Here is an 18088-nt window from a genome sequence, read left to right on the forward strand (position 1 = left end):
TGCACAAGTCCGCAATTCATAATTAATTTCCTCCTCTAAAATTAAATTATTATATTTCACGGCAGCTGCTGGTTCAGATAGGAGCTGTTCGCTCGTTACAGAACATAGAGCCCACCCAGAAGTATCTCTTGATTAGCTCTTGTTCGAGGTCCGCCTCGTTTGGCTTTCCTTCGCAGCTGCCAATTGTAACGGAACAACTCATGATGCATCACCTCCTTTCATAGAAATACAGTCACATTAAGCTGCTGAGTCGATTTTTTTCGTAATAAGGTACGCCAATTGGTCTTCATAATTGATTACGCTCTTCGATATCACTCTTCCGTCAGGTGTGAGATAGTAGACAAACGGAGTATATCGAGTCTGCATTCTCGCCATATCATCTGACGATACCATCACTATTGGAATCGTTATTTCATATTCTTTCGCTATCGAGTTAAGCTCTTGCGGCGAGCCGTTCAGCAATAACACAGCTCCAAGCTGCGGGTTTACGCTTAGAAAATGCATCAACGGCTTGTATAACATTTTGCAAGTACTGCATCCTGCCGATGTAAATATTGCCAGAACACCTTGCTTATCAGGTTGAACGAGACTGACAGCTTGGCCATCCTTATCTGTAAATTCCAGTTCTGGAAATATAGTCTCATGCGGAACGCCATGATGCTCTTCGAATAACATCGTTTGCTGCGGCTCCGGCTGCATCGGCCGAGCTGTTTGACTCATCATCCGTAGTCTCTGATTCATCATGACGACCAGTACAACTAATGCAATCATGATCACACACAACATACTTAATAGAACGACCATTAACGTTTCCATTACGAAACCTCCTCACGTCTATTCATAACATTCCCTGCCTTAAACTCCGTACGAACAACGTTGGATAACCAGACTATCGCGAATATCCCTCCTGCAATTAGTGCCGACAGCAGTCGATCTATCCAGCTCAACGGTTCAGATTCTTGACCAAGACCGGAGAGAGAAAGACCTAGCAGCAACGCAAGAAGTAGGATACGTACAATAGTTCCGCGGCCCAGAAATTGCTGACTGCCCTGACCGAAGCAGCTGCACTGAACCTGTCGATTCAGCACTTTAGCCCGCCACAAAGCCCATCCAAAAGATAGGAGAAGGATTCCGACGACAGCCTGTCCGCACCATCGTGTTGACTCAGCGATCAGCATGATCGCGGCTAGCCATTCCAGTCCAATTATGAACAACGCAAGCGCCTTACTGTATCGTCCGAGCTGCAATTGTCTCATCGTCTCCACGAATGACCCCACAGAAAGCGATTTCATAAATGCCGAAAAACCGAACACAACGACTAGCTCATACGTTGCAATTAAACCGTAATGCATATGACCTCCTTATCAGTAACGCCTCAAACTAAATTTCTATTTATTACTATAAAAACTTTTATTTACTTAAACAACGCAATATTCCCTAAAAAGTCCGCAAAATTTTGATAATCACTGACTAGGTCTTTTCGTCATAATTTTAACAAAAATTTATATTAAATAGGGCGTAAGTACCTACAAAGTTGGTGGATTTAAAATATATGCTCTCAAAACCATCCAATTGAAAGCGTTGTTATTTCGCACACCGCAATTTATATTGCGTTGTGCCGCAATCAATCGCTCGGCACTTGCGTTTGTTATTTTTCACATCAATATGCGTATTCCATACGGAGCTTATGCTCACCACCATAGGAGTAGCGATACAAAAAAAACGCCGTCCGCAGGATTGCTCCTACGAACGGCGGCCTTCAGGCTGCCTATTCGGCATATCTATTATCTATATACTGCTTCATTAGAACTCGAAATCTTCATCCCTCAGCGCTTCTACATTCAGTGTCCGAACGTAGCCATTGCCTTTCTTCGAGAAGAAGTCATGCTGCTTCGTCCGCGTGTTGATGCCATTGAAGACGATCGGATTGATCTCTTCCTCCGGGAAACGCGGATCGAGCCCGAGGTTCATGAGCGCTTTGTTGCAGTTGTACCGCACATACGCGTGTACTTCGTCCGCGAGGCCGACAGCCGTGTACAGCTCATCCGTATAAGCCTCCTCGTTCGCATGCAGCTTATCAATTAGAGCATTCAGCTCCGCCTCAGCCTCTTGACGCTCTTCCGGCGTCAAGCTCCGATGAATTTCCTGAGCCAGCACGCCAATATACAAGCCGTGAATGCTCTCGTCGCGCAGAATGAGGTCAATAATTTCGCCGCTGCTCGTCATCTTGCCTTGACCAGCCAAGAACAGCGGATAGAAGAAGCCGCTGTAGAACAAGTAGCTTTCGAGCAGCACCGACGCTGTCAGCGCCATATACAAGCTCTTAGGCGTTTTAATATTTTTGTAGTATTCGGATATCCATTCCGCCTTATTCTGCAGTCTCGGATGGTTTTTCACCCAGGCGAATACGCCGTCGATCTCTTCCGTCGTCGCCAGCGTCGTGAAGATGCTGCTGTACGACTTGGCGTGGATTTGTTCCATCATGCCCATGAACGACAGCACCGCCTTGCGCTGCAGTCCGTCAACATGCTCGACAATCCGCGGAATGCCGACGCCGCCTTGAACGGTGTCGAGCAGCGTCAGGCCGCCCAATACCTTCATATACAGCTCGCGCTGCTGATCGTTCAGCTCGATCCATGACATTTTGTCGTCGGACAGCGGAATCTCCTCGTCCGTCCAAAATTGCATAATGTTCTGGTTCCAGAACGTCAACGTAAAGTCGTCGTCCGGCCGGTTCCAGTTAACAGCTTCCATCGCCATCTCGTTCAACCGTCCCTCTCGAGTCTATATGGAAGGAGCTGCGCTGCCCGTCATTAGACGGCGCAGCTGATGCACTCCTCTACGCTTAGTCGGTTCGTCCGCGTATAATAAAGCGACTTGAGCCCTTTCTTCGCGGCGTAAATATAATAGCGGGCCAACTCCCGCGTCGTCACGTTGCTGTTGACATGCAGCACGGTCGAAATTCCTTGGTCGATATGCTGCGAGATCTCGGCGATCATATCGATAACCTTGAATTGGTCCATCTGATACGCCGATTTATAGAAGAAATAGTTATCCTTCGCCAGATACGGCATTGGATAATACGTCGTCGAATTCGCATACGTGCGCGTCTCAATGTGCTCGACAACCGGCATTACGCTCGACGTCGCATTCTGAATGTAAGAGATGCTCTGTGTCGGCGCGATCGCCAGACGATAGGCATGATATAGACCATGCTTCATGACGAGCTCCTTAAGCTGTGCCCAATCTTCCGGCCCAGGAATATGCTGGTCGCCGAACAACGCGCGCGCACGATCCGTTACCGGACGGAAATCCGTCGTCAAATAACGGTCGAAATAGTTGCCATTGGCATATTCCGATTTATCGAAGCCATGGAACGTCACGCCGCGGTCGCGGGCAATCATCATGCTCTTCTCAAGCGAGTAATAATTCATCATCATAAAGAACGTACGGGCAAAGTCGCGAGCCTCCTCGCTCTCGTACGCGATCTTGTTCTTCGCCAGATATCCATTCAGGTTCATTGCCCCGAGACCAACCGAATGGAGCTCCTCGTTCGCTTTACGAATGCCCGGGGCATTCGCGATTTGCGCCATGTCGCTGACTGATGTTAAGCCTTCGATACCCTCGTGGACAGATTCCTTAATCTTACCAAGCTCCATAACGTTCACGATATTAAGCGACGCCAGATTGCAGCTAATGTCGCGGCGGATAATATCTTCTTGGCCGTAATCGTTAATCTCGGACGTCTCTTGCAGCTGGAATATTTCCGTGCATAGGTTCGACATCTTGATTGTGCCAATCCCTTTGAGAGCGTGATCCTTATTCGCGTTGCTGCGGTTCATAATATATGGATAGCCCGATTCCAGCTGAATCATCGCGATCTTCACCAGCATATCTCGCGCGCTCATAACGGCCTTCTTCTTCACGCGGTCATCCGCGAGCAGAGTGTCGTACATCTCATCCAAGTCCATGTCGTCCATATGAACGCCGTATGCCTTGTAGACCGAGTACGGTCCGAAGACGACAAGCGGCTTATTCTGAGCTGCCAGCTCATAGAACTTGTTTGGTACGATCAAGCCGATCGACAACGTCTTCAGGCGTGTCTTCTCATCGGCATTAATTTTCTTGCTGTCGAGGAACTCCATAACGTCCCAGCCGAAAATGTTATAATAGCCCGCTCCTGAGCCTTTGCGCTGGCCCATCTGGTCAGCATAAGAGAATGCGTCCTCCATCAGCTTCAGCACCGGCATGATGCCTTTCGCTGCGCCCTCAACGCCTTTAATCGGTTCTCCGCGTCCGCGAAGCTTAGATAGATTGACCGCTACGCCGCCGCCAATCTTCGACAGCTGCATGCATGTGCCGAGTACGTAGTTGATCGAGTTAAGCGAATCGTCCATCTCCAGCAGGAAGCATGACACCATTTCACCGCGGCGGCTCTTGCCTGCATTAAGGAACGTCGGCGTCGCAGGCTGAACGCGCTGCTCCATCATCGCTGCAGCCAGACGCTTCGCTTTGTCATAATCGCCCGCGCCCAAATGAAGAGCGACCATCGCGACCCGGTCTGGATACTGCTCCAGATAGACCGAGCGGTCGTCGCTCTTCATCGCATAATCAGTATAAAACTTCGATGCCGCCATGTAAGAGGAGAATTGGAATCCGAAGCCGTGCGTTATACCGAACAGCTCTTCCACTTGCTCCGCTGTATATTGTGCATAAACGTCTTCATAGAAGTCGTTCTTAATCATGTATTGAACTTGCTCCGTGTAGCTGCCAAAGCGCATGCTCTTCGCTGCTACTTCTTCCATGAACGCCGCAACCGCTTCTTGGTCCTTCTCCAAACGGAAGAATCCGTCCTCGCCGCGCTGCATCAGTTCATTATTGAGCTCAATATGCCGCAAGACTATTCACTCCTTGTCGAAATAGATCTACGTCCCGTCCTGTACCCGACAGCTCAAACTTATGAATAATTGGAACGTTATATCGTCTTGCGATATCATCCGCGCTGCGGGCGAACGCTTCGCCCCAATTACGGTTGCCGCTCGCAGACACGCCCTTCAATCTGGAGGCGTTCCGTTTCAGAAACTTCTCTACTTGATCCGGCACTTGTCCGAATCCGGTCGTGAACGTAATGAGTACGAATGGTTCGTCTACCGTCATGTCGGCGTTATCTAAAGACAACGACTTCATATTCAATTTTTCGACAAAGCGACGCACGTTACCTGTCCTCGAATTATACACAACCAGCATGTTTCTATACCCTCCAGATCTTGCGGCCATTGCGGCTGCTAACTCTATTAAAATCAATATGTAGAATGGCTGAGACAATAATATAACTATATATTGTGCGTGTCAATGGTGCCGTCCCTTCAAATGGCAATAAAAAACACTTGACAATGGACGAGCCCAAGCAGGATAAGGGGTCCCGGTTTTGTCTGACTTTTCTGTATCTACAATCTAAGATTAGCCATCCAATGTCGATTCATGGAGCATGGATATGAATGAAAATTAGGGCTGTTTTTCATAAATATGTATACCCTCTTTCTGTGAAAAACAGATACATTTTCAACTCAAGATTACTCTCCGACATGCCGTCTGATTATGTGGATAATGTGGACATCCGATCTTCAAAAGAATTAATCTGTGCCAAGAACGTAAGCGATACGAGAGGTGACCGGTTTATGATCATATGGTGGACTACGGAGTTAACTTCAGTGTATAGGTTGTGTATGTTTTGTGGACAAGGTATAGACTCATACAAGAGAATCGTCCTCTGGAAGGAACTTGCTTTTAGGTGTGTTGTACGATAATGCACTCTGTATTTGTTATTTTCGGTACACAGCGCATCATCCATTCAAGTATTCAGAGACACCCGTTCAGCCTACCATAATATCCAAAATAGACTATTCAAATTGTATAAAAAATTTCTATAGGTATTAATTATGCTATACAATCCGATAAATAAAATACAGCCAATCAATCCGTCGAACGGATCGATTGGCTGTTATAAGTGTTCTATAGCGTAATTCGACTCTAGCGTCCGTTCTGTACGAGCGCTGCTACACGGCGGAACGAGTCCTTCGTCTGATGATTCACGTCGAACAGGAACGGCCAGTTTTTACGACCCCTGGCAGGAAAATAATCAAGCCATGTGTAGTCATCCGAAATTCCCCAGAACGTCACGCAGTCTATAACATCTTTATATTCATTAAACAGGCGGAATGCCATCTCATAACGTTCAGCATGGCGCTCCTGCATCTCAACAGTCGGTGCAACCAAATCGGTGCGACGGTCCTCCCATTCGAAGACGGAAATGTCCATTTCCGTAATATGAAGCCGCAGCCCAAGCGAAGCATAGCGTTCAATTGCTGCGCGAATGTCGTCCTCCGAAGGATCAGTCGGCCCCCAATGCGATTGAAGACCGATGCCGTGAATTGGAACGTCCTTGTCCAAGAGAGACTTGATAAGCGTATAAATTTTGTCCCGTTTCACCGATCCACATTCATTGTAGTCGTTGTAGAAAAGCAGTGCGTTCGGATCTGCCTCATGCGCATACCGGAAAGCGTGCTCAATAAATTCTGGTCCTCCGATCTGAAGCCACTTCGACTGGCGCAGCAGCTCTCCTTCTTCCTCGGACACGGCTTCATTGACGACGTCCCAAGCGTAGATTTGCCCCTTATAGCGGCCAACAACGGTATCGATATGCGATTTCATGCGGGCAAACAGCGTTGCCTTATCGACCAGTCCGCCGTCCGCATTCTCGAACACCCATTTCGAAGTCTGGTTATGCCAGACAAGTGCGTGGCCGCGCAGCGCAATATTATTCTCCTTCGCAAGCGCTGCAATATGGTCTGCTTGCTCGAATGTATAAACATCCTCAGCCGGATGAACGCTTTCAAATTTCATTTCGTTCTCTGCGGTAATACTGTTGAAATGATGCAGCAGCAGGTCGCGCTGGCTATCGATTGTGCGGATATTCACCGCTGCGCCGATGCGAAAATGATTGTGGTACAGCTCTCGCAGACTTGGCTCGCTCTTGATCTGTTCTACAGTTGCTCTAGTGATACCCGTCTTGTTCACCATTAGTAGAATGCCTCCCCAAAATGCTGTCGTATCCAGTATAAACGCTTACAAATACATGAAATATCAACCAGAGTATAGGTCGCACTACCAAAATACCATATCTCGCCGTCAAGCAACACCCTCTGTAATGGAAGATTTGCCTTCCACCAGGTCGATTCTGCGCTGTACTTCCTCTGTCATATATCGCTCGTACACGCCAACTTCCAGCTTATTAAATTCCGTAACGTACTCCTGCCACAGCTCTTCGAACTCCTCCGGCTTCGATAAAACAAGCTTCGGCATATATTTACGCTGCAGGTCGCTCTTCTTCTGGACGAACAACTGCACTTCCGATCCTGGTTCAATCGGGATACTCCATGCCGGAAACCAAGGCCGGTAGAGTGGATCAGCGAACAGCTCAGTGAACGTCTTCACGCCATATCGATTCAGGATCAGCTTATCGCCTTCGCTATATGCTACAGAAGCGACTTCCGGCTGCCGTCCGACGTTGACAGAATTGCCATCTGCCAGAGAGGAACCGCTGCCATAGCGAGGCCAATTATATTCGAACAGCGAGAAGCCGAACGACTTACGGAACGACTCGGTGTACACATACTTGCTCTGTTCTGTATTGCGGTAGTACCGCCCCTCTTTGGTAACGCTGTACGTTTCGCCTTCAATCCCCCAATTGGAAAGCCGCTGATTATCGTCCGTCAACAAATTGTCGAAAAACTTTATAATTCGGACCGGATCGCTTGCGCTGACCGAAATACCAATCCCTCGGTTGTTGACGAATGTTGGAAGGTCAATATACTGATCAACTATATTCTCGTCAAACACGATCGGAAGCGGCATATAATCGAGATCATCGCTACCTGAGCTTCTCGACTTTATACGAATTTCCCGGAATGCATCGGCAACCTGCCACTGGTAGTCAAAAAAGCCTAATACATGGCCAGAGGCAAGCTTCTCCAAATATTGATCGTAGCTATCGACGAATGATGATTTGCTGAACAGATTTTGCGCATTCACTTCATTAAGCTTCTTCATCCATCGCTTCATCAAGGGACCAGCCCCGTAATCGGTCGCCTTATGCGTCTCCATATCGACAATCACGCTGCCATCGTTCGGATAGCCGCCCAAATGCATAGCTGCATTCGTCAGCGTGTAGAAGCGGTCCAAGTCGGTAAGAGCTTGAAACCCGATCAGGTTGGGATCAGGATGGTCTTCTGCGTACCTTCTAATAAGATCAAAATATTCATCAAGAGTCTTAATCTGTGGATAATTATACTCCTTTAAGACGCGTCTTTGAATCCAGAACGCCGATTGTTCAATCGAGGTGCTCGGGTTGTACTTGCCGACAATGGGACTAAACGGCAAGAAATAGATGTTACCGTCCTTCGCTTTCATTTGGTTAAAATAAGGACCGTATACACGTTTAATATTCGGGCCGTATTGATCGATCAGGTCGTTCAACGAACGAAAAGCTCCCGCCGCGACCAGCTTGTCTATCGCTACATCCGGCACAATAACATCTGGATATTCTCCGCTCACAATCATTTCGACGATCTTCGTATTAAGATCGCCGACCAAATGCTCCACTTTGAAATTCACGCCGGTCTGTTTCTCCAGAATAGCTCCGATCGTCGTCTCATTCGTGTTGATATCTTCACCTGGAGCAGCGTTGAAATAAGTGAATGTAACCGGCTCAATCCCTGAGCTGTTCGAAGACTTTGAACATGAGGCCAGCAGCGACGCTATAATCACGACGGCCAGCAGCACGATAATAAATCTTAATGTGCGAGCCATCACACTTACCCACTCCTTCTTGGTCATGCAAATCCAATATCCGGCTTCTAAGTCTGCCGAGTGCATTCCTTCGGTTAACCGACCGCGAGGCTCGTATGCTCGTCAATCGGCGTGACGATACGAATAGCGGTCCCTCTGCCCTCTCCACTGTCGATTTGAAAACGGAAGCCCGTTCCATAATACAGCTTAAGACGATAAATCACATTTTGAATACCGATCCGGTCACCCATTTCCTCATCTGAATCCAAATACCTATACAGCTTCGCCACCTTATCCTCACTCATCCCGACACCGTTATCTACAATTTCGCACACTAGCTCCTGGTCTTCTACCTTTATCGTCATATTGATCGTGCCGCCATGCTTAAGCGGCTCAATGCCATGGATGCTTGCGTTCTCGACGAACGGCAGAAACGTCATCTTCGGCACCATACATTCGTAAGCGCGCTCGTCGATGTCGATATGATAAGTCAGTCTGTCCCCGAAACGATATTTCTGGATTTCCAAAAAGCAGTTGATAAATCCAAGCTCCTCCTGCACATTAACCATATCTTTAGTCCAGGTAAGAGAGTTTCGAAAAATTTTGGCCATATTATGAATAATCCGGGCCGTCTCATCCTCACGCTTAATAAGACTCCTCATTCGAATCGTCTCTAATGTATTGAACAGAAAGTGCGGATTAATTTGACTCTGCAGTGCATTCAGCTGTACATGACGATTCTGCAGCTCGAGATCCTTCTTCTGGATATCAGCGACATACACATCGTTAATTAGACGTTCGATCTGTGTCGTCATTCGGTTGAATTCGCTGGTTAATTGCCCGATTTCGTCATTCGCCATCTCATGCTGGATAAGATCAAACTGCTGGTTTTTAACCCTCTTCATATAACGAAGAATAAACCCAAGCCGGACGACAAGCGAACGGGTAATCCAGACGATAACAATAGTAGCGAATAATAAATTCAGTGCAGCTAGCAGCACGACGAAGGTGCGGGATTTTTTGACGGTTTGAATGACCTCGCTCTCTTCAATCGTCGCAACAATTCTCCATCCGGACAAATAGTTGTACGATTCGTAATCCGACTCGACTTGAATGGTGCGAACCGGCTGCGAAATCGAATCGAACGAAACCTTCTCTCTGAGCCAATCGATTCGTGCATCCGTTGTGTAGTTCACATAGCCCTTATCGTCAATTAGATAAATACTACCTTGTAAATTTAAGTTTCCGAAAATTTGTACAATCGCATCGTTCTTAAGATCAATTTTTAACAGCTTCTGATATTGGTTCTGTGCTACATAATAATCGAGCTTGCGTACGATGCTAATTGTATCCTTGCTGTCCCCCGTACCGGTACGGAGAATGACCGGACGGGATATCTTATTGTTCATAATAGCGTTATACCATTCCTGCTCACTAACATAGTTAGTAAGGCGCTCAATCCCCCCTGAAGGCAGAATCGTTGGATTATCGACGTATATCGTAATCGAATTAACCGAATGATAGACAGGACCGTAGCTGTTCAGCATGCGCCGTAAGTAAGAGTCATAGGCTTCAACGTATTCGGCAGGCTGCTCATAGCTGTGCTCCAACGTTTCATTCAGCAAATGATCAGTATAGAAGACAGACGAGATTCCGACCGCATCCTCGATCTCCGAGCGAAACTCGCTTCTTATCTGCTCTACCGCTCGCGAGATGTCCTTCATCCGTTGATTTTTGACATTGTCACTCGTGACGGTATAGAAAATCAGATTGGTCAGAAAAATAGGGGTAAATACCGACAATAGATAAACAATAAGCATTTTGTTGCGCAAGCGAATGTTGTCCAAACGAAGCTTCATGGCTCGTTCTCCTCAAAATTACGCAATAATAAAAGATAGCATGTACAAGACGGCTCACAGCAGCTTATTGCGGTATTCTGAAGGCGTCATACGTTCCAGCTTCTCGAACTGCGTGACGAAGTAATCCGCGTTATTGAAGCCGACCTGTTCGGCTACCTCATAGATGCGCAAATCCGTCTTGCGCAGCAGCCGCTTCGCCTCCTCAACCCGCAGCTGCAGCAGGAAATCGTTGAAATAGACGCCGTACGTTTTTTTAAACAGCTGACCCAGATAGACCGGGTTCATAAAAAAACGGGCTGCAATGCTCTTCAGACTCATGTTCTCTCGATAGTTGGCCTCAATAAACGCCTTTACCTTCTGAACCCCGCCTTTGGCGAGCTCCTTGCGCCGGCTCGCTAACTGTCCTGCGCTCTCGGCTACGAATGCCTGAAACAGCCGCTTAAGCTCCGAAGGCGTCAAATTCAAATCGTGCCAGCTGATAATCGGCTCCGCCGAATTCATCTCCATAGCGTCAACTTCTACGCTCTGCAGAACGCTAACGATGCCCGATACGCATTGATGAATCGCCGCCTTCACCGCTGCCGGAACGAACCGCTTCGCCCGAAACTGCTCGAATAGTGCATCGATCGCTTGCTGCAGCTCCTCAGCATTTCGCTCCTCTAGATGCTCAAGCATCGACTTGATTAGCTGCGGATCGGCATGAACGAAAGGGGCTGGTGCGTACTTAGATGGATGATGAATAATAATTCGAGGTTCATCCTCCATATATTTGTACTGCAGCGCTTCCCGCGCAGACTGGTAAGCAGCTCCTACCATATGGAGCCCTTCGACCTGCTGGCCGACATAAATATAGAAGGGACGATCGACTCGCTGTTCTACTTCCCACAACAGCCGCTCTGCGAAACGGCCGATCTCCCCGCCTGTATAAGCTAGATCGGCAGCCGATATGACAACGCCGAACCGATTCCTATGACGATGCACATACGGGCTTTCCGTTCTGCCAAGCACGCTTATCAATGCTCCCTTAACCGCATGAACGATTCGCTCGTCATCAAACGAAACGATGTCTCCCTCGTACCATGGATGCAAATCGTTCGGCTCTATAAACATATAATAGAGCCTCGCTCCTCGTTCAATTCCGAGCCTTGCCGCCCATACATCGACTTCAGCTTCGCTCATCTCACCTTTAATAAGCGCCTCCATTACACTGCCATTCACAAGCTGCTCCTTCTTCCCACGGAGCACCTTATCCCGGCTCAATTCCTCATCGAGCCGCTTCAGCGCGCTGGTCAGTTCCTTTTCATCGATCGGCTTCAGCAGGAAATCGCTCACTCCATATCGAACCGCCTGCTGCGCATATTTGAAATCGTCAAAGCCGCTAATAATAATGAAGCTAGTCGCTGAACCTTCTAAAGTGCTCTGACCGGCACGTGTTCTGCGAATCAGCTCCAATCCATCTAGTACCGGCATTCGAATGTCCGTTACAACCAAATCCGGCTTTAATCGGTCAATTAACGCAAGTGCATCTTCCCCGTTATCCGCCTCTCCGATAATATGAAAACCGGCCGCTTCCCAGTCGATCAACGCACGTAATCCTAAGCGTACAAATTGTTCGTCATCTACTAGTATGGCGCTGTGCATGAGCGAGGCTCCTCTCTCACTATAGTATAGGATGAAAGCACTTACATCTCGAGGCAAGCGCACGCCAGGCACTGGAGCCGCATACGAATGCTACATCGTATACACGCAATTCGTGCGATAGCCGGCTCTAGGCTGGGCGTGCAAGCGCTGCTTTCCAACACACATATTAATCGTGCTCCAGATGCTGTCTTGTCAGCACGAACAGCTGTTCAATATGGTTGTCGTCCAACGAATAATAGACGGTCTTCCCTTCCTTGCGCCGCTTTACAATGCGCAGGTTGCGTAAATAACGAAGCTGATGCGAGATGGCTGATTGACCCATGCCGAGCACCACTGTGAGATCGTGTACGCATAGCTCATGCTGCGACAGTGCATGAATAATTTTAATGCGGGTCGGGTCACCTAACGCTTTGAATACGTCTGCAATAGAGGCTGCCAAATGCTCCTCAAGCAAATTCGCTTTCACTTGGTCGGCGATTTCCGGGCTGGCCCCTTCGCATACCGGATCGCATTTTTCCACGATTTTGTCACCACCTGGATTCCATTATACATCGAAATGGAACAGCTTGGACAATAGTCATCATATAGATTTCTAATTAAGGGTGCATGGAAACAAATCCGGTTTTATTTGGTCATTCATTACAGAATTAGCAAAATACCTTGCATTTGATCTAGATCACTGCTATCATGTGATTAATATATGAGCAACTATTCATGTGTTTATCAGGAGGGTATCGCGATGAACAATTCAACCGACAATCAAGCCTGTTCACATAGACAGGAGCATTCACACGAACACTCACATGAACATTCACATGGGCACAGCCATCGTGGGCACGGCCACGCGCATCACGGACATTCGCACGCGCACGGCCATCATGGGCACAGCCACGGACATCTTGGTCATTCGCACGGCAATTCAGGCAACCGCAAAGGACTTACCATCGCACTGATTATTACGGGCGCCATCATGGTGCTCGAATTTATCGGCGGTTTGATAACGAACTCCTTGGCTCTTCTGAGCGATTCCGGCCATATGCTAAGCGATACAGCTGCAATCGCACTCAGCCTCGTCGCCTTTTGGTTCGCAGCCAAGCCAGCCACCTCTGCCAAAACGTACGGTTTTCACCGGTTCGAGATATTAGCTGCGCTGTTCAATGCGTTAACGCTATTCGTCATCGCCGGTATGATTGCGGTGGAGGCGTTCCACCGATTCGGCGAACCGCCGGAGGTTTCCGGTCTGCCGATGCTGCTCATCGCTTCAGTCGGACTGCTCGCCAACCTTATCAGTGCGTGGTCGCTGATGCGCAAAGGAGACGTCGAGCATAACTTGAACGTGCGGTCCGCGTATTTGCACATTCTTGGCGATGCGCTCGGCTCTGTCGGTGCCATCGTCGCTGGCTTGCTCGTAGCGATATTCGGCTGGAACTGGGTTGATCCGCTCGTAAGCATCCTTGTCACCCTCCTCATCCTGCGTGGAGCATGGGGTATCCTCAAGTCCGTCATCCATATATTAATGGAAGGTGCACCTGAAGGCATCGATTCGGATACCGTGAAGAGAGCTTTGCTCAGCGTTAGCGGCGTTCGTGATGTTCACGACCTGCACATCTGGACGATTACGTCCGGGATGCCTGCTATTAGCGGTCATTTGCTAGTCCATGACGACAGCGAATGCCAGCTTGTACTGCGTGAGGCGCTTGCCAAGCTCAAATCCGAATTCGGACTCACACATGCGACGCTTCAGCTTGAGAAATCCGACACCCTCCATGAACCATTCACTATATAATTAAAAACCCGGCCGTCCTGTTACATCCGCTGCATTAGCGAAAGAAATCGGGACGACCGGGCTATTCAGTTCAGGATATCGCATTAAGAGTCGTGCTTCGATTTGACTGCCGCAGACACAACTGCAAGCACTTGCTCTGCATGGCCCTTAACTCGAATGTTACGCCATTCTTGTATAAGCTCGCCTTTCTCATCAATAAGAAAGGTTGAACGAACAAGCCCCATATATTCGCGGCCGTACAGCTTCTTCATCTGCCAGACGCCGTACAGCTCACACACCTGATGCTCTGTATCCGCCAACAGAACGTACGGCAGCTCGTACTTCGCAATAAATTTGTTATGCCTTGCAACATCGTCGGTGCTAATTCCAATAATAACAGCATTCTGCTCTGCGAATTGCTCATGAGAATCACGAAAATCGCACGCTTCCTGCGTACATGCGGTCGTCATATCTTTCGGATAAAAAAATAAAATGACCTTCTTACCGATATAATCGCTCAGCGAGACCGGCTTACCGTCCGAACTGTCCAATGTGAAGTCCGGCGCTTTCTTGCCAACCTCCGCCTTGTTCCCTTTGCGATCTGCCACTTCCCATCCCACCTTGTGCATCTACTCTATATCAATTCCTACATTATACATAAAATTTCTCAGCGCATCAGCCTCTCTTGCGTTTCCCTTACTCCATATCCCCTCCTCCACCATCGTATTTCATAATGCAGCAAGGCTGCCGATCCGAAAGCGGAATGGGCAGCCTTGTCTTCATTCATGAAGCTGTCAAGCATTCATCAAGTCCGTTCAATTACTTCCATACTCTTGCGCTCGCGTGGAGCTGTCCTCCACCGGTACATGCTTGCCCGGCCAGAATGCAGCACGGCCCAACAGCGCTGTAATTGCAGGCACAAGGAACGGTCGAACGATGAACGTATCGAGCAGGACGCCAACGGCTGTCACAATGCCGAAATGAACAAGCACCTGAATTGGCAGCGACGCGAGCACCGCGAACGTACCAGCCAGAATGATACCGGCCGACGTAATGACCGAGCCCGTCTCCTTCACGCCTTCGCTGATTGCGCGGGAGAGCGACATATGCTTTCTCTTCTTCCAAATGCTTGAGATCATGAATATATTATAGTCCTCACCCAACGCAACAAGGAACACGAACGAATAGAGCGGAATCGAGCCCGATATCGCATCGGCACCAAGGACATAATGAATAATAATCCAGCCTGATCCCAGCGCGGCAAAATAAGACAGCACGACCGTTCCGATCAAATACGCCGTCGCAACGATCGAGCGCAAATAACCAAGAAGCAGCAGCGTGATCAGTCCGATGACGATCGGGATAATGACGCGCGTATCGCGGTCACCTGTCGCCTTCGCATCGTACTGCTCTGCCGTCTGACCACCGATCCATACCCGATCTGCCGTCAATCCCCCATTACCAGCCGCTGCGAGCACCGCCATCGTCTCTTCGCGCAGCTCCGGAATGAGATCCATCGCTTCCTGCGAATAAGGATTCATCGTCAAGCTGACATCCATCGCGTAGATGTCCGGGTCACTGCTTCCCTGCTCCAGATTCGACACTTTCGCTACGTACGGCAGCGTAGATAGCTGCTGTCGCACCAGCTCAGCATCGCTGCCATCTGTATCGATGATGACTCGTACTGGTGCCAGACTTCCCTCAGTGAACTCCTCGCCGATTACGGCGAAGCCTTCTCTCGACTCCATGTTGCTCGGGAATGAAGACAAAATATCGAACGTCACTTTAAGCTGTGAGGAGAATCCAGCCAACACGCCCAGCACAATGACGGTTGACAGCACAACCGCCCATGGACGGCGGACGACAAGACGGCCGATTGCGCCTTCCTTCTTCACAGGTTTAATTGCAGGAATAGGCCTTCCTTTGCGTTGTGCACGTTCCGCAATCATATCCGGCGTGCGCGGCACGAACGGATAGAATGAGGTGCGTCCGAATATAGCAAGCAGCGCCGGCACAAGCGTCAAGCTTGCAAGTGCCATAATAAAAATCGACAAGCTAAATGGAATTGCGAACCGTTGATACGCGCCATATTCCGTGAACAGAAGTGCAAGCAAGGAGAGCACGACCGTTAGGCCGCTCATCGCAATAGCGCCAGATGAGCCAGTCATTGCCTGCAGCAGCGCACTCTTTTTATCCCGTTCGAGGCTGAGCCGATCACGGAAATGTGAGATTAGGAATAAGCAATAGTCGGTACCCGCACCGAACAGCAGCACGGTCATAATCGAGATGCCTTGCGAATCGATCGCGATCCATCCCTCATGCGCCATAGCGCCGAGAATCGGACCGACGACCATATATGCAAAACCGACCGCAACCAGTGGGATGAAGGCCAATATAGGCGAGCGATAGATCAGCAGCAAAATAATAAGCACGAGAAGTACGGTCGCCATCAGCAGCGACATGTCGGCATTCTTGAACAGGCCCGTCGCGTCGACTTGGATACCGACAGGACCGGTGATGCGGGCGCTTAGGTCTGCCGGCTTGTCCGTTGCCGTCTCAAACGGCTCTCCGCCGAATGCCGCAGTTACATCTTCACGCAGCCGATCGAGGCCGAGCTCCAGCTGCTCCGTCACCGTATTCACCTCGAAGGTAACCGGAACGATAATCGTGCTGCCGTCTTCGGACAATTGCTCGCTTAATGCTGGAAGCGGCAGCTTGTCAAACGGCGGTACTGCCTTCTGGTTCGGCAACGGGTCAGTTGTCCACCGTGCAGCCAGCTTCTGGACTTGCCCGAGATCCTCCGGCGTCAGTCCGCCTTCCCGGTGCAGCACGAGCAGTGCGGGAACCCCGCTCTCATTCGGAAACTCACGTTCGTCAATCGCTGCCGCCTGCATGGATGGCTTTAAGTTGCTCAAGTTCTGAGCGTTATTCACCACCTCATCAGAGGTCCCAGGCAGTGCCATCGATAGAATCCCAGCCAGCACTAGCCATACAAGAAGCGTTATCCACCGCCCTCTTCTGTCGGTCACGAGACCGCTTATTCGGTTAATAAAGTTCATTCGCTATTCCACTCCCTCGCATGATATGAATATCGTCTTTCTTTCAGTAGAACGAATCACTGATTCGAATGATTCGTTAATCGGTGATATAATAATTATATATACCGGTTGGTTAATTAACAACAACTGAAAAAGAACTCTTCAATGCAGACAAAGGTGTGAGACATCGTGAAATCCCCAAAACGCAAACCGCTTGGCCGTCCGAAGCGATCCGATCAGCATTGTCCGACCAATGAGACCATTATTATACATGCCGCCCGCTTATTCATGGAGTACGGCTATGAGCCAGTCTCGCTTAATCAAATCGCACAAGGATGTGAAGTGACCAAAGCGTCGTTGTATTACCATTTTGCTAACAAAGCAGAGCTGTTTACAGAGTCGCTCGTCTGGATTCTATCCCGCGCGCGCAGCGACACAGAGAAGGCGTTGAAGGATGCCCCCGATATTCGCAACGGATTAGAACGTCTCGCCGTTGCCAAAATGTCCGCTCATCATATAGATTTTGAATCGCTTATGAAGGATGCCTCTCCGCATCTAAGCGAAGAGCAGCTGCTTCGTATTCGACAAGCAGAACATGGCATACACGACGTACTGTCTGCGCATTTCCGCGCGGCGATGGACAGCGGCCAGCTCCGACAAGCCAATCCACTGCTGCTGTCACATGCGCTAACCGCGCTGCTGATGCTCGGCAACCGCCCGTCTCTTATCAAATCCGCCCAAGCCGCGCATTCAACTCCAGAGCTCGCGAAGATGCTGATTGACTTGTTCTGGGACGGCGTTGCCCCGGAGCGGTAGTTCGTCGGGGTCGGATTGCTCTGAAATTATTAGGAAGCAATCCGACGACAAAGGCGCGCGTTGACGTTTCTTTACAGTCATTCGTTTGCTCCATACGCGGTAATCTATTGACGACACACTTT

At 49.1% G+C, this 18088-nt stretch carries 14 protein-coding genes; 2 read left to right on the forward strand and 12 right to left on the reverse strand.

Going from position 1 to position 18088, the window contains the following annotated elements; translation table 11 throughout:
* Window positions 1-237 precede the first annotated feature (237 nt).
* From PXY01_RS20475 to PXY01_RS20520, 10 genes are all read right to left on the reverse strand, one after another.
* Window positions 238-816: a TlpA family protein disulfide reductase gene (locus tag PXY01_RS20475; RefSeq protein ID WP_127572745.1), complete on the reverse strand. Its 579-nt coding sequence runs from the start codon at window positions 814-816 to the stop codon at window positions 238-240.
* Window positions 816-1352, reverse strand: a complete 537-nt coding sequence (locus PXY01_RS20480) for a MauE/DoxX family redox-associated membrane protein (RefSeq protein ID WP_127572747.1) — start codon at window positions 1350-1352, stop codon at window positions 816-818. Before PXY01_RS20480 ends, PXY01_RS20475 begins: the two co-directional genes overlap by 1 nt.
* Before the next feature lie 451 nt (window positions 1353-1803).
* Entirely contained in the window at window positions 1804-2754 is a 951-nt protein-coding gene (nrdF, locus tag PXY01_RS20485) for a class 1b ribonucleoside-diphosphate reductase subunit beta (protein WP_127572771.1), read from the reverse strand.
* Between the two features lie 59 nt (window positions 2755-2813).
* Window positions 2814-4898: a class 1b ribonucleoside-diphosphate reductase subunit alpha gene (nrdE, locus tag PXY01_RS20490; RefSeq protein ID WP_127572749.1), complete on the reverse strand. Its 2085-nt coding sequence runs from the start codon at window positions 4896-4898 to the stop codon at window positions 2814-2816.
* Window positions 4885-5247 carry a class Ib ribonucleoside-diphosphate reductase assembly flavoprotein NrdI gene (gene nrdI, locus PXY01_RS20495; RefSeq protein ID WP_127572751.1) on the reverse strand — a complete coding sequence of 121 codons (363 nt, stop codon included), beginning with the start codon at window positions 5245-5247 and terminating at the stop codon, window positions 4885-4887. The genes nrdE and nrdI overlap by 14 nt, the downstream gene beginning before the upstream one ends.
* Before the next feature lie 783 nt (window positions 5248-6030).
* Entirely contained in the window at window positions 6031-7080 is a 1050-nt protein-coding gene (locus PXY01_RS20500; protein ID WP_127572753.1) for an endo-1,4-beta-xylanase, read from the reverse strand.
* 108 nt (window positions 7081-7188) lie between these two features.
* On the reverse strand, window positions 7189-8895 hold the full coding sequence (locus tag PXY01_RS20505) for an ABC transporter substrate-binding protein (RefSeq protein WP_127572755.1): 1707 nt from the start codon (window positions 8893-8895) through the stop codon (window positions 7189-7191).
* Window positions 8896-8942: 47 nt separating this feature from the next.
* Window positions 8943-10706, reverse strand: coding sequence for a sensor histidine kinase (locus PXY01_RS20510; protein WP_127572757.1), 1764 nt, complete (start codon window positions 10704-10706; stop codon window positions 8943-8945).
* Between the two features lie 54 nt (window positions 10707-10760).
* Window positions 10761-12347: a response regulator transcription factor gene (locus PXY01_RS20515; protein WP_127572759.1), complete on the reverse strand. Its 1587-nt coding sequence runs from the start codon at window positions 12345-12347 to the stop codon at window positions 10761-10763.
* Window positions 12348-12513: 166 nt separating this feature from the next.
* Window positions 12514-12867, reverse strand: a complete 354-nt coding sequence (locus PXY01_RS20520; protein ID WP_127572761.1) for an ArsR/SmtB family transcription factor — start codon at window positions 12865-12867, stop codon at window positions 12514-12516.
* Window positions 12868-13086: 219 nt separating this feature from the next.
* Here PXY01_RS20520 and PXY01_RS20525 point away from each other — a divergent pair, with 219 nt between their 5' ends.
* The gene (locus PXY01_RS20525) at window positions 13087-14133 is read left to right on the forward strand and encodes a cation diffusion facilitator family transporter (protein ID WP_127572763.1); all 1047 of its coding nucleotides are present in this window, start codon (window positions 13087-13089) and stop codon (window positions 14131-14133) included.
* Window positions 14134-14216: 83 nt separating this feature from the next.
* Here the strand turns inward: PXY01_RS20525 and bcp are convergent, their stop codons facing one another.
* Together bcp and PXY01_RS20535 are read right to left on the reverse strand one after the other, a co-directional pair.
* The gene (gene bcp / locus PXY01_RS20530) at window positions 14217-14720 is read right to left on the reverse strand and encodes a thioredoxin-dependent thiol peroxidase (RefSeq protein WP_246028034.1); all 504 of its coding nucleotides are present in this window, start codon (window positions 14718-14720) and stop codon (window positions 14217-14219) included.
* Between the two features lie 207 nt (window positions 14721-14927).
* On the reverse strand, window positions 14928-17171 hold the full coding sequence (locus tag PXY01_RS20535; protein WP_127572767.1) for an MMPL family transporter: 2244 nt from the start codon (window positions 17169-17171) through the stop codon (window positions 14928-14930).
* 168 nt (window positions 17172-17339) lie between these two features.
* Between PXY01_RS20535 and PXY01_RS20540 the strand changes: the two genes are divergently transcribed.
* Window positions 17340-17966 carry a TetR/AcrR family transcriptional regulator gene (locus PXY01_RS20540; protein ID WP_127572769.1) on the forward strand — a complete coding sequence of 209 codons (627 nt, stop codon included), beginning with the start codon at window positions 17340-17342 and terminating at the stop codon, window positions 17964-17966.
* Window positions 17967-18088: the final 122 nt, after the last annotated feature.

The organism is Paenibacillus xylaniclasticus, assembly GCF_004001065.1.
Lineage (GTDB): Bacteria > Bacillota > Bacilli > Paenibacillales > Paenibacillaceae > Paenibacillus_T > Paenibacillus_T xylaniclasticus.

Bases quoted from the DNA above. Each gene is read 5' to 3' on its own strand.
- PXY01_RS20475 (WP_127572745.1), bottom strand. From the start codon at position 816: ATGGAAACGTTAATGGTCGTTCTATTAAGTATGTTGTGTGTGATCATG.
- PXY01_RS20480 (WP_127572747.1), bottom strand. From the start codon at position 1,352: ATGCATTACGGTTTAATTGCAACGTATGAGCTAGTCGTTGTGTTCGGT.
- nrdF (WP_127572771.1), bottom strand. From the start codon at position 2,754: ATGGAAGCTGTTAACTGGAACCGGCCGGACGACGACTTTACGTTGACG.
- nrdI (WP_127572751.1), bottom strand. From the start codon at position 5,247: ATGCTGGTTGTGTATAATTCGAGGACAGGTAACGTGCGTCGCTTTGTC.
- PXY01_RS20500 (WP_127572753.1), bottom strand. From the start codon at position 7,080: ATGGTGAACAAGACGGGTATCACTAGAGCAACTGTAGAACAGATCAAG.
- PXY01_RS20505 (WP_127572755.1), bottom strand. From the start codon at position 8,895: ATGACCAAGAAGGAGTGGGTAAGTGTGATGGCTCGCACATTAAGATTT.
- PXY01_RS20510 (WP_127572757.1), bottom strand. From the start codon at position 10,706: ATGAAGCTTCGTTTGGACAACATTCGCTTGCGCAACAAAATGCTTATT.
- PXY01_RS20515 (WP_127572759.1), bottom strand. From the start codon at position 12,347: ATGCACAGCGCCATACTAGTAGATGACGAACAATTTGTACGCTTAGGA.
- PXY01_RS20525 (WP_127572763.1), top strand. From the start codon at position 13,087: ATGAACAATTCAACCGACAATCAAGCCTGTTCACATAGACAGGAGCAT.
- PXY01_RS20535 (WP_127572767.1), bottom strand. From the start codon at position 17,171: ATGAACTTTATTAACCGAATAAGCGGTCTCGTGACCGACAGAAGAGGG.